The sequence below is a fragment of the Acinetobacter nematophilus genome (assembly GCF_026344175.1).
GTDB classification, from domain to species: domain Bacteria; phylum Pseudomonadota; class Gammaproteobacteria; order Pseudomonadales; family Moraxellaceae; genus Acinetobacter; species Acinetobacter nematophilus.
Genome location: NZ_JAPKMY010000004.1, coordinates 158,117 through 180,939 on the forward strand (window position 1 = coordinate 158,117; position 22,823 = coordinate 180,939).

General features: G+C 36.7%; 22 protein-coding genes. 6 read left to right on the plus strand and 16 right to left on the minus strand.

The genetic code is table 11. The features are described from left to right. Nucleotides 1–28 precede the first annotated feature (28 nt). From OSH00_RS09845 to OSH00_RS09860, 4 genes are all read right to left on the minus strand, one after another. Nucleotides 29–1,033 (minus strand): transketolase family protein, encoded by a 1,005-nt coding sequence (locus OSH00_RS09845; protein WP_266130278.1) that lies wholly within the window; start codon nucleotides 1,031–1,033, stop codon nucleotides 29–31. Nucleotides 1,034–1,046: 13 nt separating this feature from the next. Beyond that, the gene (locus OSH00_RS09850) at nucleotides 1,047–1,892 is read right to left on the minus strand and encodes a transketolase (RefSeq protein ID WP_266130279.1); all 846 of its coding nucleotides are present in this window, start codon (nucleotides 1,890–1,892) and stop codon (nucleotides 1,047–1,049) included. Between the two features lie 15 nt (nucleotides 1,893–1,907). After that, nucleotides 1,908–3,206 carry an MFS transporter gene (locus tag OSH00_RS09855; RefSeq protein WP_196074772.1) on the minus strand — a complete coding sequence of 433 codons (1,299 nt, stop codon included), beginning with the start codon at nucleotides 3,204–3,206 and terminating at the stop codon, nucleotides 1,908–1,910. A gap of 83 nt (nucleotides 3,207–3,289) precedes the next feature. Continuing rightward, nucleotides 3,290–4,039, minus strand: coding sequence for an SDR family NAD(P)-dependent oxidoreductase (locus OSH00_RS09860; protein WP_266130280.1), 750 nt, complete (start codon nucleotides 4,037–4,039; stop codon nucleotides 3,290–3,292). Between the two features lie 150 nt (nucleotides 4,040–4,189). Between OSH00_RS09860 and OSH00_RS09865 the strand changes: the two genes are divergently transcribed. Then, nucleotides 4,190–5,101 (plus strand): LysR substrate-binding domain-containing protein, encoded by a 912-nt coding sequence (locus OSH00_RS09865; protein WP_196074750.1) that lies wholly within the window; start codon nucleotides 4,190–4,192, stop codon nucleotides 5,099–5,101. Between the two features lie 228 nt (nucleotides 5,102–5,329). Here the strand turns inward: OSH00_RS09865 and OSH00_RS09870 are convergent, their stop codons facing one another. From OSH00_RS09870 to OSH00_RS09880, 3 genes are all read right to left on the minus strand, one after another. Continuing rightward, nucleotides 5,330–5,686: a DUF1304 domain-containing protein gene (locus OSH00_RS09870; protein ID WP_266130281.1), complete on the minus strand. Its 357-nt coding sequence runs from the start codon at nucleotides 5,684–5,686 to the stop codon at nucleotides 5,330–5,332. Between the two features lie 64 nt (nucleotides 5,687–5,750). Further along, nucleotides 5,751–6,728 (minus strand): zinc-binding dehydrogenase, encoded by a 978-nt coding sequence (locus OSH00_RS09875; protein WP_266130282.1) that lies wholly within the window; start codon nucleotides 6,726–6,728, stop codon nucleotides 5,751–5,753. A 10-nt stretch (nucleotides 6,729–6,738) separates the two neighbouring features. After that, entirely contained in the window at nucleotides 6,739–7,341 is a 603-nt protein-coding gene (locus tag OSH00_RS09880; RefSeq protein WP_266130283.1) for a TetR/AcrR family transcriptional regulator, read from the minus strand. 439 nt (nucleotides 7,342–7,780) lie between these two features. Here OSH00_RS09880 and proP point away from each other — a divergent pair, with 439 nt between their 5' ends. Further along, a complete protein-coding gene (gene proP / locus OSH00_RS09885; protein WP_266130284.1) occupies nucleotides 7,781–9,262 on the plus strand; it encodes a glycine betaine/L-proline transporter ProP in 1,482 nt (493 codons plus the stop codon). A gap of 160 nt (nucleotides 9,263–9,422) precedes the next feature. Here proP and OSH00_RS09890 read toward each other — a convergent pair whose 3' ends face one another. Next, nucleotides 9,423–10,196 (minus strand): AraC family transcriptional regulator, encoded by a 774-nt coding sequence (locus OSH00_RS09890; RefSeq protein WP_266130285.1) that lies wholly within the window; start codon nucleotides 10,194–10,196, stop codon nucleotides 9,423–9,425. Nucleotides 10,197–10,291: 95 nt separating this feature from the next. Between OSH00_RS09890 and OSH00_RS09895 the strand changes: the two genes are divergently transcribed. Next, nucleotides 10,292–11,110, plus strand: coding sequence for a sulfite exporter TauE/SafE family protein (locus tag OSH00_RS09895; RefSeq protein ID WP_266130286.1), 819 nt, complete (start codon nucleotides 10,292–10,294; stop codon nucleotides 11,108–11,110). 340 nt (nucleotides 11,111–11,450) lie between these two features. Beyond that, nucleotides 11,451–12,668, plus strand: coding sequence for a multidrug effflux MFS transporter (locus OSH00_RS09900; protein ID WP_266130287.1), 1,218 nt, complete (start codon nucleotides 11,451–11,453; stop codon nucleotides 12,666–12,668). Between the two features lie 23 nt (nucleotides 12,669–12,691). Here OSH00_RS09900 and OSH00_RS09905 read toward each other — a convergent pair whose 3' ends face one another. The 3 genes from OSH00_RS09905 to OSH00_RS09915 form a co-directional block, all read right to left on the minus strand. Further along, a complete protein-coding gene (locus OSH00_RS09905) occupies nucleotides 12,692–13,255 on the minus strand; it encodes a TetR/AcrR family transcriptional regulator (protein WP_266130288.1) in 564 nt (187 codons plus the stop codon). 610 nt (nucleotides 13,256–13,865) lie between these two features. Continuing rightward, nucleotides 13,866–14,135, minus strand: a complete 270-nt coding sequence (locus tag OSH00_RS09910; RefSeq protein WP_196074590.1) for a hypothetical protein — start codon at nucleotides 14,133–14,135, stop codon at nucleotides 13,866–13,868. Between the two features lie 94 nt (nucleotides 14,136–14,229). Continuing rightward, nucleotides 14,230–14,388: a DUF1328 domain-containing protein gene (locus OSH00_RS09915; protein ID WP_196074591.1), complete on the minus strand. Its 159-nt coding sequence runs from the start codon at nucleotides 14,386–14,388 to the stop codon at nucleotides 14,230–14,232. A gap of 1,035 nt (nucleotides 14,389–15,423) precedes the next feature. On the opposite strand from OSH00_RS09915, the gene OSH00_RS09925 reads away from it, so the two are divergent. Then, nucleotides 15,424–15,873: a BLUF domain-containing protein gene (locus OSH00_RS09925; protein WP_266130289.1), complete on the plus strand. Its 450-nt coding sequence runs from the start codon at nucleotides 15,424–15,426 to the stop codon at nucleotides 15,871–15,873. Between the two features lie 39 nt (nucleotides 15,874–15,912). Next, on the plus strand, nucleotides 15,913–16,380 hold the full coding sequence (locus tag OSH00_RS09930; protein ID WP_266130290.1) for a BLUF domain-containing protein: 468 nt from the start codon (nucleotides 15,913–15,915) through the stop codon (nucleotides 16,378–16,380). 43 nt (nucleotides 16,381–16,423) lie between these two features. Here the strand turns inward: OSH00_RS09930 and OSH00_RS09935 are convergent, their stop codons facing one another. The 5 genes from OSH00_RS09935 to OSH00_RS09960 all read right to left on the minus strand — a co-directional run bounded on the left by OSH00_RS09935 (nucleotide 16,424) and on the right by OSH00_RS09960 (nucleotide 22,819). Further along, nucleotides 16,424–16,912, minus strand: coding sequence for a pyridoxamine 5'-phosphate oxidase family protein (locus tag OSH00_RS09935; RefSeq protein WP_266130291.1), 489 nt, complete (start codon nucleotides 16,910–16,912; stop codon nucleotides 16,424–16,426). Nucleotides 16,913–18,628: 1,716 nt separating this feature from the next. Beyond that, on the minus strand, nucleotides 18,629–19,168 hold the full coding sequence (locus OSH00_RS09945) for a type 1 glutamine amidotransferase domain-containing protein (protein WP_266130293.1): 540 nt from the start codon (nucleotides 19,166–19,168) through the stop codon (nucleotides 18,629–18,631). Nucleotides 19,169–19,846: 678 nt separating this feature from the next. Further along, nucleotides 19,847–20,233, minus strand: coding sequence for a VOC family protein (locus OSH00_RS09950; protein WP_266130294.1), 387 nt, complete (start codon nucleotides 20,231–20,233; stop codon nucleotides 19,847–19,849). 241 nt (nucleotides 20,234–20,474) lie between these two features. After that, on the minus strand, nucleotides 20,475–21,170 hold the full coding sequence (locus OSH00_RS09955; protein ID WP_266130295.1) for a PqiC family protein: 696 nt from the start codon (nucleotides 21,168–21,170) through the stop codon (nucleotides 20,475–20,477). Continuing rightward, a complete protein-coding gene (locus OSH00_RS09960) occupies nucleotides 21,167–22,819 on the minus strand; it encodes a PqiB family protein (RefSeq protein ID WP_266130296.1) in 1,653 nt (550 codons plus the stop codon). The genes OSH00_RS09955 and OSH00_RS09960 overlap by 4 nt, the downstream gene beginning before the upstream one ends. Nucleotides 22,820–22,823 lie beyond the last annotated feature (4 nt).

Genomic DNA, 22,823 nt, shown 5'->3' on the forward strand with positions numbered 1-22,823 from the left:
CTCAATTCACTAATAGAGTTGGACTCTCTTAGGTTAAGTGATTTTTAATTTTCTCTTTAACTGCTTCTGTAGAAATACCATAACGATCATGCAATGTTGGTAATGCTCCCGCAGCTAAAAATGCATCTGGTAAACCAATCATATCAAAACGTGGATGTTGCCCATTTCTTAACAGCAATGTTCCCACTGCTTCACCTAAGCCCCCAACCACAGAATGATTTTCAGCAGTAAGTACTGGTCGTCCTCCTTTTTCAACTTCAGCTAAAATCGTTTCTTCATCAAGAGGCTTAATGGTTGGGACATGTAGAACTGAAACTTCAATTCCTTCTTTTTCAAGTTCTTCAGCGGCCTCAAGCGCTCGCATAGTCAGCAGCCCTGTAGAAATAATCAACAGGTCTTTGCCAGGTTTAATAACTTGAGCCTTACCTAATTTAAATTGGTAGTTATATTTATCCAGTACCAATGGAACTTGACCACGTAACAAGCGCATATAAACAGGACCTTGATGAGCAGCAATCTGCGGAATAGCCTGTTCAATTTCCAAGGCATCACATGGATCAATGATCATTAAATTTGGCATTCCACGGAAAATTGCAATGTCTTCTGTGGCTTGGTGACTTGGTCCATATCCTGTAGTTAAACCAGGAAGGGCTGCTACAATTTTCACATTCAGATTATCTTCGGCAATCGCCATACAGATAAAATCATAAGCACGACGTGAGGCGAATACTGCATAAGTCGTGGCAAAAGGAACGAAGCCTTCTCGAGCTAATCCAGCCGCAGCACTCATCAAGAGTTGTTCTGCCATTCCCATTTGAAAGAACTTGTCTGGATTTTGATTCGCGAAAATATGCAGATCTGTATATTTGGATAGATCTGCGGATAATCCAACAATATCATCACGTTCTTTCGCTAGCGCGTTTAAAGCATGTCCAAATGGTGCAGGCTTGGTTGGTTGCCCTTCTGCAGCAATCGAAGCAATCATGGCAGACGTTTTTAATTTTTTCTTAGGGGAGTTCGCTAATTGGCTCATGGATCTAAACTCCTTATTTGCCGTAATGGGTTAATATATTTAAAGCTTCATCCCATTCGCGTTCATCCACGCGAATAAAATGTGTTTTTTCACGACTTTCTAAAAAAGAAACACCTTTACCCATTTGGGTATCGCAAATAATGACTCTTGGGCATGCTCCTTTATGGTTTTTTGCTTGATCGAAAGCATCAAGTAAAGCTTCCATATTGTTGCCATCTACGCGTTGCGTATACCAGCCAAAAGACTTCCAACGATCTACAATCGGTTCAAAAGCGAGAATTTCACTTGAATGCCCATCGGCTTGCTGATTATTCACATCAATAATTGCAATTAGATTATCTAATTTCCAATGTGAAGCTGACATAACGGCTTCCCATGTCGAGCCTTCATTGAGCTCACCGTCTGATAGGAAGTTATAAACAAAAGACTCTGATTTCTTTTGCTTTAATCCTAGGCAAGCACCTACCGCAATACCTAAACCATGTCCCAAAGAACCACCTGTGATTTCCATACCTGGGGTATAGGTTGCCATGCCTGACATAGGTAAACGACTGTCATCAGAACCATACGTTTCTAGTTCTTCAACTGGAATAACTTTTGCTTCGATCAAAGCAGCATATAAAGCAATTGCATAATGCCCTATTGAAAGATAAAAGCGATCTCTTCCTTCCCACTCAGGATTCTCAGGCTGATATTTCATTGCATGAAAATAAGAAACTGCGAGTAGATCAGCTGCACCTAAGGCCTGTCCAACATAACCTTGGCCCTGTACTTGTCCCATACGTAACGCATGTTGACGAATGTTATATGCACGTTGCTGTAGTTCAGCAATACGAGCTTCTTTATTAATATTTGACATGATGAACTTCTCTTATTAACGATTAACCAGTTTTGCTGGAACGCGCAGTACTAGGCTGGCGCCGACAACCAAGACTGCTGTGATTAAGAACATACCTATGGCATTCGAACCTGTATTAGTTGTAATCCAGCCAATGAGAAACGGAGAACAAAATCCAGCGAGATTGGCAAAACTATTGATTCCTGCAATGCCTGCGGCGGCAGAAACACCACCTAAAAAGTTGGTTGGCAACATCCAAAATAAAGAAGATGCAGTGAGTACACCCGATGCCGCAATACATAAACAAATCAGTGATAGAGTTAGATTGGAGACAAACAAGGTTGCGAAGGTCAGTGCAACGGCACCAGCACACATAGGAATAATCAAATGCCAGCGACGCTCTCTAAAGTGATCTCCGCTACGGCCTGCTAACAGCATTACAACTATTGCACACATATAAGGTAGGCTGGTCAGCAAGCCTATATGCCAGTTGTCGCTAATACCCGAGTTACGAATTAAGGTAGGCAACCAGAAAGTAATTGCATATTGCCCCATTACGACACAAAAGTAGATTCCAGCAAGTAACCACAAGCGTTTATCACTAATAAAGTCTTTAATACTGCTATGCCCTTCTTTCTGTTGATTATCTTGAGCAATTTCTTGCTGAACTAAATTCTTTTCAGCACTTGTTAACCAATGTGCATCTTGAACAGAATCTTTTAGAACTGCGAGGACTAACAAACCAACAACCACTGTAGGTATAGCTTCAAGTACAAACATCCATTGCCAGCCATGCCATCCTTGCACATTGTTCATTTGATCCATGATTAAGCCAGACAGAGGTCCACCAATCATTCCTGAAATTGGGATCGCAATAAACCACAGCACAGTCATACGGGCCCGACGATAAGATGGGAACCAATAGGTAAGATAAAGTAATAAACCTGGCGCTAATCCAGCTTCAGCAACACCGAGTAAGAAGCGTAAGGTATAGAATTGCCACTCTGTTTCAACAAATGCAAAACAGCCTGACAAAATACCCCATGTAATCATGATCCGAGCAATCCAACGTCGAGCACCAACTTTATGCAGCACAATGTTGCTCGGTACTTCACATAAGAAATATCCTATAAAGAAAATACCTGCGCCGAGTCCATAAACAGCTTCACTGAACTGTAAATCACTCATCATTTGAAGTTTGGCAAAACCAACATTTACACGGTCTAGGTAAGCACAAAAATAACAAAGCATTAAAAATGGCATCAGCCGAAATGCAATTTTTCGATATGCAGATTTACGAATAGCATCTGTATCAGATGAAAATACGGTATCCATCATGCGAGTCCCTTTACATTTGGCCACAATATCCTCTCGTGACCATATCTCTATTTTAAATTTTCTAATACTAATCCTGAATTTTAGTGAATCAGCATGCCACCATTTACGTCTAAAGTTACACCTGTTAAGTAGGCTGATAGATCACTGGCTAAAAATAACGCTGCATTTGCGACATCTTGTGCTTTACCTAAGCGGCCAAGTGGAATGCCTGCAAGAATGTCATGACGGCGATCATCATTCATTAACCCCCCTGTAATGTCTGTTTGAATAAGGCCTGGTGTAAGTGAGTTGACACGAATATTATCTGCACCAAACTCGCGAGCCATCGCTTTACCTAACCCTAAAACCCCAGCTTTTGCAGCACTGTAGTGTGGACCACCAAAAATACCACCACCTCGTTGTGCCGAAACGGATGATAAGCACACAATACTTCCTCCACCGTTTTCTTTCATTGAGGGAATTACAGCCTGAGACATAATGAGTGTTCCACGCAAACTGACATCCAAAATACGATCATAATCATGACGTTTGATATCTAATGTTTTTACAGGTTGGGTAATGCCTGCATTATTGACCAAAATATCAATTTTTCCGTAGTGTTGAAGGGCTCGTTCCACAGCAGCGCATGCTTGTTCTTCATTTGCAACATTTGCTGCTAGACCTAAATGACCTTCGCCCAATGCTTTAGCTGCATGCTGGCTTTGCGCAAGATCTAGATCAACAATAATGATTTTGGCACCTTGCTGTGCAAAGATTTCTGCTGTTGCACGACCAATGCCACGTTCAGATGCTGCACCTGTGATTAACGCTACTTTTCCTTGTAGTAACATGTCTATTCCTCTTTTCTTCAACATATTCATTCATCACTAGATTCTCTTTTTTCACAGTGAGCAGCAATAAGGTTAAACTCAACTAGGCATGAATTTTATTCATGCCTATGATATTTTTAGCTGAGATTTGAAAGAAAAAAGGAATTTTAAATGAACAATAGTGAAAAAAATTACAATCAGGTACCTGCAATAAAAACCTTACAGGCCTTTGAACAAACTGCTCGATTAGGAAATGTAGCAAAAGCAGCAGAGGTTTTGAGCCTCACACCATCTGCTGTCAGTCATCAAATCGCAAAACTAGAAGAAATGATCGGTCAAAGCTTATTTATAAGAGGCGCACGCGGAGTAACCTTAACGCCTTCTGGTGAACGTTATTATCAAGATGTAACCGCTATCTTGCATAATCTGATGTTAGCCACTGAACAAGCATCCGATAAAAGTCCAAAAGATAGTTTATATATCCATTCTTCACCAAGCTTTGGACTTCTGTGGTTACTGCCAAGATTGGAATCATTTAAAGAACAATATCCTCTTATTCAGGTAAATTTATCTTGCTCATATGAAAACCTTCATTTCACACGAGATAAAATTGATATTGATATTCGTCATGGTATTCCGAATTGGACAGGTGTCGAAATTAGAACGGTTCGAAGTGAAAAATTAGAAGTTCTTGCCTCCCCTAAATTACTTGAACGTAGTCCAGTTTCTAGACCTAAAGATTTACTAAAAAAAGAACTCATTTTATCGAAGTCTACTCTGGTTACATGGCCCCAATGGTTTGCACATAACGGATTAAGTATTCCAGAATTCCCTTACACTTTTAGTTTTGATCGATCCTATATGTCACTTGAAGCTGCAACCCATGGGCTCGGTTTCGTCCTTGAAAGCAATTTACTTACCCAAAATTATTTAGCATCAGGAAAACTTGTCAAAGTCTTTGCTGATGACTTATCCGTGCCCATATCCGCACATCATTTAGTTTACCCTCGCACCCATGAGAATATTCTCAAAGTGAACCATTTTTTAAATTGGATTGGTGAAGAAATGACAGAAATTTTCTAATTTTTCTAAATTATTTTTACAGTCTGTAAGTAGCATATCAATTTAATTTCTTATTTTAGACAACAAAATATGCATGCGAAATTGCTATATATTCGAATATTGTTGAGAAAAAATGGGCTTTCCATTATGAGGGATAATTGATTAATGTTGCGCCATTCAAAATTATAGGTATAAGAGTAAAACACATACTCATCATTCAACCTAAAAAAAGACAGCGCATCCGTTATTTCAAATATTGAGATTTACCGCAAACAGTGCCAATACAGCTGGGACTGCCTGTATATAAATAATTTTCTTACTGGCAGTCATTCCACCATAAATACCCGCCACCAATACACAGCCTAGAAAGAAATTTGCCAATGCAGTTGCGTAGATTTCAGGTGCGCATAAAGACCAAAATAAACCAGCAGCGAGGAAACCATTGTACAACCCCTGATTTTGCGCCATCACTTTGGTCAGTTGTGCTTTTTCCAACGTATTAGCAAATGCTTTTAAACCATAAGGTTTATCCCATAAAAACATTTCCAATACGAGAATATACACATGTAAAAGCGCAATGAGACCGATTAAAATTTGCCCAACCATGTTTTTTCCTTATTTTAAATATGGTAATAGATCAGCACTTTTTACTGATCTATGCTAGATAGAATTACGGTTTTAACAGCACCTTGCCTTGACGGGCACCTTGAGTGGCTTTCGCTGCTGCTTGTTTAATTTGATCAAAACTGAATACACCCTCAACAGGCAACACTAATTTTTTTTGTGCAGCTAAAGTCAATAATTCCACAATTAACGCTTTTTTGCGTTCTGCGGATAATTGTTTATTTACCACACTTGCCCAGAAACCTTTGACAATGGCTTGTTTAAAAATCAGATCACCTGAAGAAATTTGCATCACTTCTCCAGTCATACTTCCAAAAGAAACCAAAACACTGTTTTCACTGAGTAGAGCCAACATTTCACCACTGGCTTTACCACCAATTGAATCCACACCTGCAATTAAAGGCTGATCAGCATGGATTGCTTTGACTTGATCTTTCCAATCTGACTGATCTGTAGCAACAACATTTTGAATACCTAAAGCATTCATTTCTGCAATCGCTTCACTACGGCGAACCAAGTGAATGACTTTTTGACCACGCGCCTGAGCAATCATGGCAACTGTTTTGCCTACAGCGCCATTGGCGGTATTTTGAATCAACCAGTGATCTTTTTGAAGATCAATAAAATCCAACAACATCAATGCACTGATCGGCATACCAATCAATTGTGCTGCTGTTTCATCATCTATTGCATCGACTAATGGCACGACACTCTGTGCCGATGCAATAAAATACTCAGCCCAACTGCCATGCACTGCCGCTACAGCAACACGTTGTCCAACAGTGACTTTATCAACACCTTCTCCAAGTGCATCAATAATACCGACGCCTTCACTTCCTCCGATCGCTGGTAGTGTCGGTTTATACCCATAACTGCCTCTCACTGTCCAAACATCGTGATTATGCATGGGAGATAAAATCATTTTAATACGAACTTCACCCGCTTTCGGTTCAGGTTTAGGCATATCTGCTGATGTTAGTACATCTACAGGTTCGCCAAACTTGTGATGAATAATACTTTGCATTTTGACCGTCCTATAATGGTTTTAGTAATTGCTGTGTTGTTTCCAATGCAAGATAAAGCGGTTGTTTATCTTGTGCGAGTCTTGCTAATAAGGCTGCACCCAACCAGAGCTGATACATAGTTTGTGCCATTTTCTCAGGTTCAATATGTGGTGGAATTGAACCATCTTTTTGCCCTTCATGTAGTAAATTCGTAATACGTTCTGTCAGCTTGGTTACACCAAAATTTAAAATTTGACGCATATCTTCAGATAAATCTGAGACCTCAGCTGCAAGTTTTACAATTAAGCAGTTTTCAGCCCAACCACCCTCATCATGGCTTGGATCATCAATCCATGCTTGCCAAAGTGCCACTAAACGAGCTGATGCATTACCCTGTTCTATCTGCATAAGCTCATCTATTTTAACTTTATAATCAGCGAGATATTGCTTTAAAAGCTCGCATCCAAATGACTCTTTAGAGGCAAAATAATGATAGAACGATCCTTTCGGAACGTCACAGCTCTTTAAAATTTCCTGTAAGCCCACTCCAACAAAACCCTTATGTAACACTAATTTATAACTGGTGTTGAGGATATGTTGTCGAGTGGCTTCACTTTTATCTGATCTTTTCATTACTACACTATAATCAATAATAGACCAGTCGTCTAGTTAATTTATATGTGGTGTAATATTGCTATTTTTAATCGGTACAAACAGCTAATTCACAGACTGATTACATGATATTTTCTTTAATTTTCAGTTTAACTGACCAATCCTCTTTCCTCTTCTTCTTATCAGCATTACTTCTATGCATTTTTAGATTATTTTTGAACGTTAAATTTTATTACATAAAGACAGCATTTTTTATACACTTTATTCATGATTAGCCAACACATAAAATCAACAAAAAAACTAAAATTTTAATCAATTGATATTTATTAATTTTCTAAGCATTCAGTGTTCCGAATGTCTGTATGAACGATGTTTTAATCGTACCTCTCCATATTTTTATCTTTGATTGTGTTTTTAGTCAAAACTTTAAAGCAGAGTCATGAATCAGGATTAAGCATTTATGTATAAAAGAAAAATCAAACCTCTAGAAATCGATGATGTCGAAATTATTGATTATGATAAGACAAAAAAAGCCATTAAAGCAGCAGCTTTAGGAAATGCGATTGAATGGTTTGATTTTGGTGTTTATGGATATGTCGCTTATGTATTAGGCAAAGTTTTTTTTCCTAATTCCTCACCCAGCATACAGATGATTGCAGCTTTAGCGACCTTTTCAATTCCCTTTATATTCCGCCCTTTAGGGGGATTATTCTTTGGTTTTTTAGGTGATAAATATGGTCGGCAAAAAATTCTCGCAATCACTATTATTATTATGTCCGTCAGTACCTTTGGTATTGGTTTAATTCCATCTTATGAAACTATTGGTATTTGGGCCCCCATCTTATTACTAATTGTAAAAATTGCTCAAGGCTTCTCCGTGGGTGGTGAATATGCGGGTGCCGCAATCTTTGTTGCTGAATACTCACCAGACCGAAAACGAGGTTTTATGGGGAGCTGGTTGGATTTTGGTTCTATCTTGGGCTTTGTCGTGGGTGCGGGTGTTGTTTCCCTGATTACTTTTGCTGTAGGTGAAGCGGCTTTTATCGATTGGGGTTGGAGAATTCCATTTTATTTAGCGCTTCCATTGGGGTTGATTGGCTTGTATCTACGTCATTCCTTAGATGAAACACCTACATTTCAAGCACATTCAGAAGAACAGTCTCAACTTAAAAAACCACAAAAAGTGGGGTTTAAACAAATTTTACGTGACCATCGGCGTAGTCTATTGGTCTGTGTTGGATTAGTACTATGTACCAATGTCACTTATTATATGCTTTTAACTTATTTACCAAGTTATTTTTCACATAACTTAGGCTATTCAGAAAACCACGGTGTATTGATCATCATAGCAGTTATGGTGGGGATGCTCTTTGTACAACCTTTTGTGGGGATGCTCAGTGATAAAATAGGTCGTCGACCATTTGTCTTTGCGGGCAGTATTGCATTGATCATATTGTCATATCCAGCTTTTTTATTGCTCGGAACCAACAACGTTTACTTGATCTTTTTAGGTTTGCTGATGCTTGCACTGTCACTGAATATGTTGATCGGTATCATGGCATCAACACTGCCTGCACTTTTCCCAACCGAAATTCGTTATAGCGCCCTTGCGATTGCCTTTAATATATCTGTCGTCATTGCAGGCCTCACTCCAACGATTACTGCAACCTTGGTAGAAACCACACAGAATATCATGGTGCCTGCTTACTATCTTGTGATTTGTGGTGGCTTTGGCGTGATTACAGCAATCTATCTCAAAGAGACTGCCAATCTCCCTCTCAAAGGTGCAAAACCGATGGCTGTCGATACTGAAGAAGCAGAAGAGCTGCTTGAACAGTATCATGACAATATTGAACAAAAAATTGAAAAGATCGATCAAAAAATTGAGGAATTGCAAGAAAAACGCGATCATCTTGCAAAGCAACATCCTGATATTGATTAGTCTAGAGCCATTAATTTATAGTCCAAAACGCTTGAGTAAAGTGCGTAAGTGAGATACTAAATGAATAAGTGAAACTGTCTATTCAAACTATTTTAAAGTAGCCAGTTTCATACTAGCTTTGATTTTCTAAACATCATTTTTTATAAAATATCATTCTATCCTAATCAACAAAATCATGATTTTGAATATATCGACTTGGACTCATGCCTAAAACACGATGAAACATGGTGCTAAATGCAGCAGGATTTTTAAAACCAAAATCATAGGCAATCTGTTGAATTGAGTGCTGTCGAATTAGCCTTTCTAAGCTTAACAATACACACGCATGTTGTCGCCATTTAGAAAAAGACATCCCCGTTTCGCTTTTAAATAGCCGACTAAAGTGACGTTCACTGAGATAGAGCTGCTCAGCAAAATCTTCAGGAGAAAAATGGATATTCGGGTGCTGAAGAAATTCTCTACAAACTTTCAGCATCGCTTGGTTTTCAGGTAAGGCTAAATGTAAATCAATCACTTCAGACAATTCAAGCTCGCTTAGGATCAAATCAAAAATCAATTCATCACGTTTGCAGAAAGGTGGACTAAGTTGGGGTGCTTTTAAAAGTAGTTGTCGCAATAAAGGAGAAACTGCCAAGACCTCACATTGAGTTGAAATCCGTGGTAAATAGTCAGGACGTATATAGATACTACATGTTTTCACATTGAACAATGTCAACTGATGGGGGACTTCTGGTGGAATCCATACTGCTCTTTCAGGTGGAATAATCCAATTGCCTTGTGGTGTTTCAACATGCATCACCCCTTCTGCACCATACAGAAGTTGAGCACGTTGATGGCTATGTTGTTCAAGTCTATAAAATTCAGCGTATTGAGTTTCTATGGCGATGATTTTATGTTCTAACTGTTCAATACTGTGAATAGAAATTTGCTTCATCTGCATGTCTGAATTGAGTAATTGAAAGGTGAATATAACAAACTTACCTGTTTGATAAAGCTCTAAAATCTGAATTATTTTTCAAGATCATGATTATGGAACTTTATTTTATTCTACTGGCTGCTGGCATTCTGAGCGGTATACTTACCATATTATTTGGTTTTGCAGGTGGTTTCGTCGTTGTTCCATTAGTCTATTCTACCATTCACTTTCATGAAGCCTCTGATTCACTGGCATATGACATGGCGTTCAAGAGTGCTGTTGCAACCTCCTTATTGTTAATGGTGATTAATTCTGGGCTTGCCTCATATCAACAGTTTACACGAGGCAATATACAGAGAAGCTATCTTTTTCCAATTGCCTATTGGATTGGGGTGGGTGCAGTGATCGGTACTTTTATATCACTCCATATCGCAGCCTTTTATTTAAAATGGGCATTTGTAGCCTATTTATCCATTACAATTCTTGACTGTCTGTCACGACAACTCAAATCACAGCAAACTCAGCAGATTTCTCAACGTGGATTAAACTCAAAAGAACAGCATTTGGGTGGCATATGCATTGGTATCGTTGCAGCTGCGCTCGGTGTTGGCGGAAGTGTCATGACCGTTCCGTTATTTCGCCGTTGTGGTTTAGATATGTCTGGTGCTGTCGCTCTGGCCAATCCACTCAGTATGCCTGTTGCACTCGCGGGTTGCTTAACCTTAATCATCAGTCAATGGATACAACCACCTCACTTAGGAATACATTTCTGGGGATACTTCTATTATCCAGCACTAATATGTTTAATCCTCGGCGGCTTTATTGGAATGAAGATAACCCTTAACTTGTCTGGTAAATTGTCCAATACGGTTCATGAGCGCGGTTATATCGTTTTGTTAACTCTGGTTCTATTGAGTATTTTATTGACTTAGTGCAACAAGTTTTTTGTAAAACCTTGAATTAAACTCACCATTGTCCAATGATAAGATCCTGAATACATTAGGATCTTCATACATCTGAGAATAATCACATTCACGCGATGACATAAAAAATGAGTAGCTTTCCGCTCAGCAGATCATGGCACAGACTATGGCTTGAACAAGCATAATTCAGTCATTTAAAATTCAGCAATACGTTAAAAAATCGTCAATATTCCCTGTTTCAACACAACTAAAATTGCTCCCCTGTCAATAAATAATGAATTTCAACTTGTAATGCTAAAAAAAATTAACTAACCTACCTAACGTTAGGTATTTTTTATAGATCAAACAAATGAATCTAAGTCTACACAAGCAAAAAATTGGTTTTTCCCTTATTGTTCTCCTTGCAATGCTGACTGCGCTTGACGCGCTGGCCATTGATATTTATTTACCTGCATTTCCTGAAATTGCAAAGAGCCTCAATATCAATCTGAGTGAAATGCAGCAGACCTTGTCTATATTTTTAATTGGCTTAGCTATCGGTCAAGGTGTTTATGGGCCCTTATTAGAGCGATTTGGACGTAGATTACCCTTATTGATTGGTGTATTGATTTTTATTATTGGATCAATGATTGCAAGCTTTGCAACTTCATTAGAGCTTTTGTTGACAGCCCGTTTTTTACAGGCGCTTGGTGCAGCAGCAGGTTTGGTTACGCCACGTGCAGTGATCAGTGATCTGTGTAATGAAAAAGAAGCCGCAAAGAATTTTTCAATTTTAATGCAGGTCATGATGGTTGCACCTATAATCGCACCCATTGTTGGCAGCTATTTAATTCAACATAATCCATGGCAGATCATATTTTATACTTTAGCAGGCTTAGGCACGGTTCTACTGCTTTGGAGTATCCGATCCTTGCCAGAAACTTGCGATCCTGAAAAAAGACAAACCCTGAATTTAAAAAATATTTTTAACAGTTATCGTAGTATCTGTACCAACCAAGCCTATCTTTACTTTACCCTTGCAAGTGGCTTTTTATTTGGCGGCTTTTTCTTTTATATCAGCAATTCGCCCTATATTTTTATTCAACATTATCAGCTCAATACCAGTCATTTCAGCTATCTTTTTGCTTTTAATGCATTATGTTTTATCCTCACAGGACAAATTTCAATTTGGCTGCTGAATCAGCTTTGGTCAGCCTATAAAATATTAAAATTAGGTCTGTGTATTTTTTTAGTTTCCACCGGGTGGTTATGCAGCAGTACCTTGTTTGGAAAGCCGACATTGATAGAGTATATTCTCACCTTAGGCTTGGCGATTTGGTCAACCGGCTTTTTATTTGGAAATTTGACCGCTTTGGCAATGCAGCAGGCAGAGCGCCATTTAACTGGAGTCGCATCGTCATTTATGGGATTCATTCAATATGCCGTAGGCGCAATGATTGGATTTATCGCCAGTCTGATGCCTGAGCATATTTCAGTTTTACCTCTTACACTATTACTGTCAGGTCTGTTAATGTTCGTGCTTAGCTTCTATGCGAACGAAATTAGTAAATATGATAAAACCATGTGATTGAAGGATTGAAAAACACCTATTTATTTGCAGGTGTTTTTTAATATTTCCAATACCTTGAGTATTGCCGTTAAACGAAGCTGATATTTTTGCTTACCGCCATAGATTAATTCACTCTGTAAAGCATCCACGAAACTCATATACATTCGCGCCAAAGTCACATGATCCAATTGATTTTCAGGTAGCTGTTTCAAAGCATCCATAAAAATTTGCTCTAGATGTTTCATAAACAAATGCATGGGTTCAATCACCTCGGCATAGATATGTTTTGGCGGATTCAGTAAAGCATTGACCCAGAACTGTACATCAAAAGATTGGTCAAATCGCTGACCAATACTACTCAAATATATATTGAATTGTTGAAATACTTCCTCACCACCGGTCAATATTTGTTTTGCATAATTCAATTCATGCTCAATCATAATGGGAATTAAACTTAAATATAAATCATCTTTATTTTTAAAATGTGCATAAATTGATGGCTTTTTGATACCGACATCTGTTGCGATTTCGTTCATGGACGTTGCACTAAACCCTTGCTTTGCAAAGCGTTCCAAGGCAGCTTTTTGAATTTTGATAGCAGTCACGAAAACAAAAACCTTTATTCGAATGGCGAAATCATAGCATGTAAATCAAGTACCCCCAAATTTACACATTGATGTATTCAAACCAAAACATTTATATCATTTAAAAATAAAATCACTTCAACACATTGTATTTTTTATCAGGCATGAGTGTCATATCCATCTTTTGATGCCTCATCTGAACGATGTCAAATCAAAATTAAGTTTAAAGGTGATGTAACCTTACTGGTAAACATAATAAAAAATAGTGCCCGTCTTTCCGGGCTGCCAACTTTTTTTCACCAAAGGATAGATGAGAATCTATCGCAACTGCGATGTTAATAAAAATTAACTTTGATTTCAAGATTTATTCATAACTAAAATTTATAAAAAATCCTCTAGAGGCTGTGTGTAAAATTCGTATTCTCTACACCCAATGTTTTGATAATAGGCTTAGGCATCTGATATACAATCTGATCTTATCGTACTGATTTGTTCCAGTATTTTTCGTGATGTTGTGTATTAGAGACCAACAATTTATTTTTCGGTTAGGATGGCGCTTTTAGGATTGACGCGACAATTGGCTGACTAAAAATTTTAAGTAGTTATCTTTTCCTGAAATCTTATATAAAATTTATGAATTGATTTGTTGATCCACCCAATCCAAAAATTTATTTTTATGATCAATCTCAGGCGCATTGATGATATTGATTATTTTCTTGTTACCAAACTGCCCCATAACTTTATCAGGAATTTCAAAAATAAAGTCATCATCTACACCTTGGTTCAGCACTTTGAAATACTCAACCACTTTTTCAAAATTAGTCTTCGTTTTGAAATCAGGTGTAAGCAACAGAAAGTTATAAATCTGTTCTAAAACATATAAATAGTTAATATTTTTCATAAAAAACCCAATATGTAATATTCAATAATTTTTTAGCATTCATTCAAATAGCCAATAGAGCCAACAAGACTCTATTGAAATTCAAGTCTGCACTCTACATTTTTCCTCTAGAAATAAAGCCAACAATGGCGAGGATGACAGCAACAACTAAAAGAATAACTGCAAAATCTTTAGAAAGCCCTGCTACACCACCAAATCCAAGTAAACTTGCCACAAGTGCAATCACTGCGAAAATTATAGCCCAACGAAACATATGCATTACTCCATAAATTAATCTTTTACTTTGAAATTAATATTTAAAGAAGTGAAGTGCCAATACATGGTTATATCAGCATACAATTCTTTAATACTTTTATATAAAAAATAATTGTCAAAAATTACTTTTTATATAATCTGCTAAAACTAAAAATGTGATCGATCTCTGTATTTTTCAATTTCGGCATAACGATCTTAATTGAGAATAATACAGCACATGAAATGAATAGCATGATTAGTACTTCAATTGAATAACTAATCATGAACAACAGGGTATAAAACCCAAAAAAGAAAGATAGGCTTAAAAATATTTTTTGAAAATAAATGGTAATAAATGCGCCATAAAGTAGAGCTGCTGTAAATAAATTTACATATTTATTCATTCCCAATTTATCAAAAATAATAATAAGCAATGAAATAGCGAATATTGAGACAACAAAAATAAATAAATTTTTTAAAATTAACATTTCATTCCCTCATATTTTAAACCTTAGAAAAACCCCTCCTCCCTAGTAAACCGGCTAAGGAGGAGGGCTACCCCAATACACAACAATTTTTATTATGTTCATTAATTTAATAAATGCTTTTTTTAATTTAAGTGTTAGCGACAAACAGCTTAAATAATTATGCAGCTTTATAATAATGAACACTTGTGGTGTATGTAGGCAGTATAAATAAATGAAAATCAGACGGTATAATCCATAGCTTACATGATTGTGAGAAATTTCTTACAATTGTATATTTTTTAACCAATAATTTTTAATTATATTTTTATATTTTCTTTTATTTTCAAATATTTATTTTTAACAAAATAAATATCTAACTACCTACTTTAACAAATCACTCAAACAGCAATAAAAAAACGTTACATTTCATATTTTTTATAATTTCTAATAATCTATTCGCTTTCATTTCACGAACACTGTATGGTAATCATCATTACTAATCTTTCTATGTGAAAACATAAAGCTTATTAATAAAATTAAAGCGTTAGCACCTAGTTTGAAGTAATTTTTATCGTGGAAACCTTCCAATGGAATTTGTCAGAGTTTTATATGCTAGTAAAGCGACGAGTGTTCATCCAAACCTGAAGAACGATCTCATAGAAATCTTGAATTCGGCCATAGATTTTAATTCTCGCAATGAAATTACAGGCGTTCTTTATTATGGACATGGATATTTTGTTCAATGTTTAGAAGGACGCAAAAGTAAAGTAGACGATCTTTTTTACAATCAAATTTTGAAAGACCAACGTCACCAAAATTGTGAAATTTTATACTATGAAAAATGTGATGTTGGATTATTCAAAAATTGGAATATGAAATTTGCTCCTGTCAACAAAAGGCTTGGAGACTTTTTTCTAGAAAATCATCGTGATGATTTTAATCCCTTTCTGCTTTCGAGTGAGACGATTCCCTCTTTTATTAATCTTTTGGCTGGAGAGTATGATGTTGAACCTTATAACTTTGATGCCAATGAGTGATCAAGTCGTTTGTGCTCAAAATGTCTTGAGAAAACGCATATGTTAATTCGATTGTGTTATGTGAGTACTCGTAATCAATTGACTTCTGATTTACTTGAAGATCTCAATGATATCTTAAACACTGCCAGGGAATTCAATACGAGCAATCAAATTTTCGGCGTTTTGTATTATGCCAATAATTATTTCTTTCAGTGTCTTGAAGGGGATAAAGCGATCGTTCAAACATTATTTCAGCAGATAAAAAATGATGTTCGGCATCACGATATTGTTGAATTCAAAATCAAGGAAATTGACAGAATTCACTTTAAGAACTGGTCAATGAAGTATGTTCAGAAGTGTTCGAAAATTGATATATTCTTCAATCAAATGGGATATGAATTGTTCACTCCAACTGCACTCAATGAAGCTAATTTAGATAGCTTCTTAAAAGAGCTTCTCAGTGAAAAGCAAACTCGGCTACGTAAAAAGGTCGGGTTAAATCAACGCGGTGTGTCGTCTTTTCTCTAAACTTAAACTAGACGAACGCAGGTTCGTCTAGTTTAGCCATCATTTAAAGCTTTACAGATTGGCTGCTACCAAGTTGCTCAGTTTCACCTGTAAGAGAAGCTTTGGCCAGTTTGAATAGGGTCACCAGCTTCCCATTACCTTTCCAATATTGTGCTCCATTACAAACGACACGAATCAATTGGATATTGGGATCATTTTTCCCCTGCTCAAAAAATGCTTCATAGGCTGGTGACCATAATTGCTCAAGAATGTCTGAATCATTTACGCACTCTGCAATAGCATTAATTGACACGTAATCATTATTTGCAATATGACTATAGCCCAGATTAACCTGCTGACGAACAGGTATATTTTTAACTAATTCAGAATTTTTAGCACCAATAAACCATACGATACCATTAAAATCAGTAGGTTGCGTAGTCATAGGAATAGAGTGTAAATGCCCTTCTTCAGTGATAAATGTGACCATTACAAATCGAATATCTTTTATTAATGTATTAATCTGTTCATAATCTTGATTTAAATTTTCCACGTTGATATTCCTAAATAAACTTGAACCTTAAATATCCTCCAAAGAATTAAACAAAACAGTTCCTTTATGTTCACTAAATGTTTTATCATGATGATAAAAGATAATGATTTATGAATAATTTATTTTTTTGTTATTATTAACACTCACCACTTTAAAAATAAAATTTTTATAACTAACATATTGACCTATTTTTGCATGATCCAATTGATCCCATAAATCAAAATAAAAAAATTCAGATGTCTCAGAATAGATCCAAAACCACATGACTAATTCTTTTTTTTGAATGGAATCGTAAATAGTGTCCTTAACTTTTACAAGCTTGTGTAATTGAAATTTCTCATCTTGAAGTACGATTTCATAGATACACAATAGCGTATTCTCTATATTAAAAATAATTCAAACTATATCCTAATTCAGATTCAGCTTTGTATTCTTATTTTTTAAAAATATGTAATTTAATTTTTCGATCCTTTTTAAGTTTTGAGTTCAATCACTAAACTCAGCTTTAATCTTAAAGTTTTTAAATTCTCACCACATTATAAGCTTAATCAAAAACGTCAAGACGCCAAATGAGTAAATATCTCACAATATGAATCTCAAGTCAGAAAATTAATCTTCAATCCTTTTTTTTATTTTCGAGACACCAACCACATGCTTAAGCTTAATCTTTTTAAATTCTTGTAAAGTCATAATTTAATGGGTGGTGATCCAACTTTTTACAAATTACCAGTTCATGCTCATGATAACCACGCCCCCTTAAGCAGCTTGCGTATTTCTGTACTCTGATTGTTTTAAAGGAAACCTAAAATACTTAATCTATTTAATCAAGCTCTCTATCTCTTGCTATTTTCTTCTACAACACAGACAGAAGCGATGTCTGTGTTACTTTTTAACTATCGCAATCGGATCTATTTTAGGCGCATACTTGCGTTAAGCAATAAGTCCTAAATTGAAAAACCCATTGGAAAATATTCGTTTCGATATTGTGATTGTTAATCTACTAACTGTTTTAATCATCGGTTTTGATGTGTCTTTTTCTAATAGCTCATTAAATGCAAATTATAAATTTTCCGTTATTTCATGATATGGTCGGTTAACCACATTTTCTACTTTCTCAATAAAAGTTATGACTTTATTGCAAGGTTGAAAATTTACCTATGCATTTTACTGTTGGAGTCCATATGGTAAACACTTTACATTTTACCTTTTAAACCTGTCTGCCTCTCAAACAAATCTGCCTTATGAATTTTGAAGATTCCTCATGAATGGATATTGAATGACTTTTTATATAGAGATGAGTCAACGCTACCAAGCACAACTGTTACATGATTGACTGTTAAAGCGAGCTAAAATATGAAGTTCTGCGGTACAACTGCCATTCATGATTTTGAAAATTCGGATCCACAACAAAATTTCATTCAGTCCATTTTTCGACTGGGTTGTTAAATCCTATACAATTCAATTTTAACCAAATCCAGTATGGTTAACTGTTTGACAGTTTAAACCGGAGAAATCTTTTCATTTTAGGGGTCAAAATGCCAACTGCTTTTGATCTAGGTAGGCGCAACAGTAACAACTAATCATGAGCTTTAAAGTATACCGTCATGCATAAAAAATTATCACAACTATCTGGATCTTAAAAAAAACTGAGTCTCCCACCTTGATAAAATCAAGACAGGAGACCCAAATTTTTAAACGTATTTAACTATCAATAAATTATTCAAGTTCTTTTAATATAGCCTGATTAAAAGCAGGAATATCATCAGGATTACGTGAAGTGATCAAAACCCAACCGTGCGTACTACAGCGATGTACTTGCTCATCCATCCAGTTCGCACCCGCATTCTCTAAATCTAAACGTATACTTTTGTATGAAGTTAAATTTTTGTCTCTAATTCGATCTGCATTAATAAGTGTCCAAGGACCATGACATATTGCGGCTATGGTTTTTCTACTGTCTGTAAATGATTGGATAATTTTTATCGCATTTTCATCAATTCTTAATTGATCCGCATTCACCGTTCCACCTGGAATAACCAGTAGATCGTAATCATTTGGGTCCAGTTTTTCTAAAGTTGCATTGGGTGTATAAGATGCAGATTTTTCCTCGTCATGAAGCACGGTCTGTACCTCTTTTAATTCGATTGCAGCATGAATACACTCAATTCCTTGACCATTTAAAAAGTCTAGTGGCTTTTTAAGTTCGTCATGCTCTACACCAGAGTTTGAAGTGATAAATAATACTTTTTTTGACATTTCTTACTCCACCAATATGTATGTTTTTAAGCTAACAAAAAATTGGTATCTGGGTGTACTCGTTTAGACACCTTCTTGTTACTTGTTTAAGTGCATTGTTGTAAGATTTGTTATAACAGTCGTTTTAATTTAGCGCTTTTTACACAAATCGTAAAAAACAATAAGTCCCGAATCAGCTGAATCTATTAAATCCTGAAAGTTGATTTGCCTTTTAAAAGCGGGAGTGAGTAAAGCGCTTTTGGATGTTGAAAATTGGGGTTAAATGTTTATAAAAATAATCAATCATTGAGCATATTGGATTGCTTACTAAAAAATTTACTCATTTCTTTTGATTCAATAAATCGAGATTTCGAGCAGCGCTGATCAGCAATGTCAGAAACACAATCACATTTCGATATGGGAGAACGCCATTTTACTTTTAACCAAAGATCTTGAAGATATCTAAGTGGATTTATTCATAGATCCATACTTTTTATCATAAATCGCACTCTAACATCTCAGATAAATCTTCAGTCGTTGCTTTACCAAGCATAAAGCTGTGTATAGCAGTGCTTATTATTTTTTCCCATATCTCTTCAAATTTCTTTAATTGAAAATATTTCTTGCTTCCAAGCAAGCGATTGCCATATTCGAGTGTCGATGGGGATCGCGCTAGCTCACCTATTTTTTAGGGACTTTTTATTCAGTTATATAATTTGAAATTTCTATTAAATTTTCATCTGGATCACGAATATATACCGACATAATATTTCCGACTGCACCTGTACGTTGAACCGGTCCTTCTTGAATTACTACCTTTTGGTGTGCTAAATGTATGATCAGCTCATTCAAGGGTGTAGATGTAATAAAACATAAATCGGCAGAACCCCGAGTCGGATGCTTGGCTTTGGGCTCAAACTCATGACCTGCCTGATGCAGATTTATTTTTTGCTGACCAAACTTTAACGCTTTTCTGTTATTTCCAAATGTAATAATTTCAAAATTTAAAACTTGCCGATAAAAACGACAGGTTTGCTCAATGTCTGCAACTGTTAAGACCAAATGATCTAAATGTAAAATTTCCATACCATTCCTTCAAATCGATTGATCAGACATAGCCAATTTATCCGCTTTAAATAAAATTTGATGTATTTTTGATATTAAACAGCGTTGAAAGACCATGAATATAGCGTGATCCTTTCCGATATCCGATAATTGGATTGTCTCAATCAATTCAAAGCCTATATTGGTTATTAAGTCTCGACTTAAAATCAACCGACAAACTCCAATAAAACAAAGATCAGTTCTTTTTACGTGTTTAGCGAGACTAAGTACAAGTCACACCATCAATACGAGCTGATTTTTTTGCATCCAAGGATATGATCGAAAGCGCCATCGCATCTACAACTCGATTTAAAGCACTGTTGGCTGTACTGACAACATGCTGTATCTGCTTATTATTGCTTGCTACAGCTTGATTAAAACTCATACGGCATGCCAATTGCTGATTTTGGTTAGAATTTTGATCCAAAGTAATAGTAGGATCATTACGTTTCACAATCCAAGCAACAGACACTTCAACTTTCTCATTCGCCTGATTTGTGGAATTAACGATGTCAAAACGTGAAAAATCAGTAGCAATACGATAAGAAATTTTCCCCCCAACCATACCGCTATTGTAGCGATCCACCGCGCCCAACTTTTGTTGCAGACCCGCGGATAAATTATCGCGCAGTTCTGTCCCTAAAGTTGAAGTCCAGCGTTCGTTGTCTAAAATTTGTGATTTCCCCGTAACATCTTGAATCACAATGGGAGCACGATTGATGCGATCAGGCAATCCTACAGGCAAGACCTCAATGACAGTCACCTTTGAGTTGGCTAAGGGAGATACTTGAGCGGTTAAGCTATAGTAGTTCGGTACTGGTGAGCTTGAACATGCCGACAAAAATATCGCAGCGGATAAAATGCCAGTACCTCTTACAATTAAAGCAGTATGGAATAATTTTTTATCTATTTTTTTCATTTATTAGCCTCTGCTTTTTTACCACGAATCAATGATTCAGGATGTTGTTCAATATAATCAGCCATTAACTGTAATGAAGCAGCAGCTCTAGTCATCTGCTGCAAAGCTTTACGCACATCCTGCTGCATCGGTGCATCACTGGATAAAATCGATTCACTGGATCGCATTGTCTTACGGACATCATTCAATGTTGCTTGTAAGTTTGGTGCAACCTTATCATCCAACTGTTTCACGAGTTTATCTGTAGATTCAATAGTCTTATTCATATTGCTGAATGTTTTACGTACATCCTGTCCGATTTCATCCAGTGGAAACTTACTCAGTTTATCTGCAATTTGTGACACTTGAGCCTGTAAACCACTTAATTCTGTTGCTGTTGTTGGAACTTCAGCACGCCCATCCGCACGCATTTTCAAAGTAGCCGCCTTGGCTTTTGGAAACTTATCAAAGGCAATATAATTTTGACCTGTTAGCAAATTTCCTGTACGCATCTGTGCACGCCAGCCATTTGCAATAAAGTTTTTGAAAATTTCACCATCAGGATCAAGCTCTTTACCATGAGCCAGGCGAGATGGATAAATAGTCGCATCTACACGCATCCTTAACTGGGTATAAGATGGATCAAACTCAACATTGATGGCTTTCACATTGCCGATTTCGATGCCCATAAAGTCAACAGGTGCGCCAGCTGTTAGACCTCGTAATGAATGATCAAAATACATGATAATCGGACGAGGCTTACCATCGGGTTCTTTCATCGCTTCTTTACGAGAATCTGATAAGGTAAAATAACTGTGATTTGGTGCAATACTCCCTGCTGAATTTTCTGGATAACCGAATGCAATCCCTCCAGCAACAATACTGGCAAGAGATTGAGTGTCTAAGTTAAAGCCCGAAGCATTTAAAGAAACATCTACCCCACTTGCTTGCCAAAAACGCGCATCCGTAGTTACAAACTTATCATAGGGAGACTGAATAAAAGTCTGTAATTCAACACTTTTCCCATCGTTCGCTAATTTGTAAGCAGTGATTTGTCCCACGTTAATTTTACGATAGTAAATTGGTGCACCGATATCCAAAGAACCTAAATCCTGTGCTTTTAAGAAAAAAACTTTTCCCGGAATATCAGAAGCGACAACAGGTGGAACCTCAAGCCCAGTGAAAGTTTCCTGTTTTTGCTCTGCCTTGCCGCCATCCACTTCAATGTAGGCACCTGACAGTAAAGTATCTATCCCGGAAATCCCCCCTGTACCTACCCGTGGTCTTACCACCCAAAAACGTGAATCCTTAGCAGCAAAATTACTGGCATCTTTGCGTAATTCAATTTTCGCAATTACATGCGAACGATCATCAGAAAGATCGATTTGACGAACTAAGCCGATATCGACTTGTTTATAACGTACTGTAGTTTTACCTGCCACCAAACCTTCTGCGGTACGAAAGGACACTTCAATACTTGGACCTGTATCCAATATGGCTTTCGCAGCAAGTGACAATGCAATCAGGAGTGCAACCAAAGGAACTAGCCAAATCAATGCAGGTCGCCAGCGCGCCTTTTTCTTTTCAGGTTCGGCGAGAAATACACCATTCTCCGTGGTCTCACTTGGGCTGGGTGTAGAATCTTGCTTGTTTGGTGTATTGTCTGGCATAGTG

Bases quoted from the DNA above. Each gene is read 5' to 3' on its own strand.
- OSH00_RS09850 (WP_266130279.1), bottom strand. From the start codon at position 1,892: ATGTCAAATATTAATAAAGAAGCTCGTATTGCTGAACTACAGCAACGT.
- OSH00_RS09910 (WP_196074590.1), bottom strand. From the start codon at position 14,135: ATGAAAAATATTAACTATTTATATGTTTTAGAACAGATTTATAACTTT.
- OSH00_RS09875 (WP_266130282.1), bottom strand. From the start codon at position 6,728: ATGCAAAGTATTATTCATCACAAGTTTGGCGAACCTGTAGATGTACTA.
- OSH00_RS09890 (WP_266130285.1), bottom strand. From the start codon at position 10,196: ATGAAGCAAATTTCTATTCACAGTATTGAACAGTTAGAACATAAAATC.
- OSH00_RS09915 (WP_196074591.1), bottom strand. From the start codon at position 14,388: ATGTTTCGTTGGGCTATAATTTTCGCAGTGATTGCACTTGTGGCAAGT.
- proP (WP_266130284.1), top strand. From the start codon at position 7,781: ATGTATAAAAGAAAAATCAAACCTCTAGAAATCGATGATGTCGAAATT.
- OSH00_RS09945 (WP_266130293.1), bottom strand. From the start codon at position 19,168: ATGTCAAAAAAAGTATTATTTATCACTTCAAACTCTGGTGTAGAGCAT.
- OSH00_RS09845 (WP_266130278.1), bottom strand. From the start codon at position 1,033: ATGAGCCAATTAGCGAACTCCCCTAAGAAAAAATTAAAAACGTCTGCC.
- OSH00_RS09955 (WP_266130295.1), bottom strand. From the start codon at position 21,170: ATGAAAAAAATAGATAAAAAATTATTCCATACTGCTTTAATTGTAAGA.
- OSH00_RS09880 (WP_266130283.1), bottom strand. From the start codon at position 7,341: ATGAAAAGATCAGATAAAAGTGAAGCCACTCGACAACATATCCTCAAC.
- OSH00_RS09855 (WP_196074772.1), bottom strand. From the start codon at position 3,206: ATGGATACCGTATTTTCATCTGATACAGATGCTATTCGTAAATCTGCA.
- OSH00_RS09950 (WP_266130294.1), bottom strand. From the start codon at position 20,233: ATGGAAATTTTACATTTAGATCATTTGGTCTTAACAGTTGCAGACATT.
- OSH00_RS09865 (WP_196074750.1), top strand. From the start codon at position 4,190: ATGAACAATAGTGAAAAAAATTACAATCAGGTACCTGCAATAAAAACC.
- OSH00_RS09860 (WP_266130280.1), bottom strand. From the start codon at position 4,039: ATGTTACTACAAGGAAAAGTAGCGTTAATCACAGGTGCAGCATCTGAA.
- OSH00_RS09930 (WP_266130290.1), top strand. From the start codon at position 15,913: ATGTTAATTCGATTGTGTTATGTGAGTACTCGTAATCAATTGACTTCT.
- OSH00_RS09960 (WP_266130296.1), bottom strand. From the start codon at position 22,819: ATGCCAGACAATACACCAAACAAGCAAGATTCTACACCCAGCCCAAGT.
- OSH00_RS09900 (WP_266130287.1), top strand. From the start codon at position 11,451: ATGAATCTAAGTCTACACAAGCAAAAAATTGGTTTTTCCCTTATTGTT.
- OSH00_RS09925 (WP_266130289.1), top strand. From the start codon at position 15,424: ATGGAATTTGTCAGAGTTTTATATGCTAGTAAAGCGACGAGTGTTCAT.
- OSH00_RS09870 (WP_266130281.1), bottom strand. From the start codon at position 5,686: ATGGTTGGGCAAATTTTAATCGGTCTCATTGCGCTTTTACATGTGTAT.
- OSH00_RS09895 (WP_266130286.1), top strand. From the start codon at position 10,292: ATGGAACTTTATTTTATTCTACTGGCTGCTGGCATTCTGAGCGGTATA.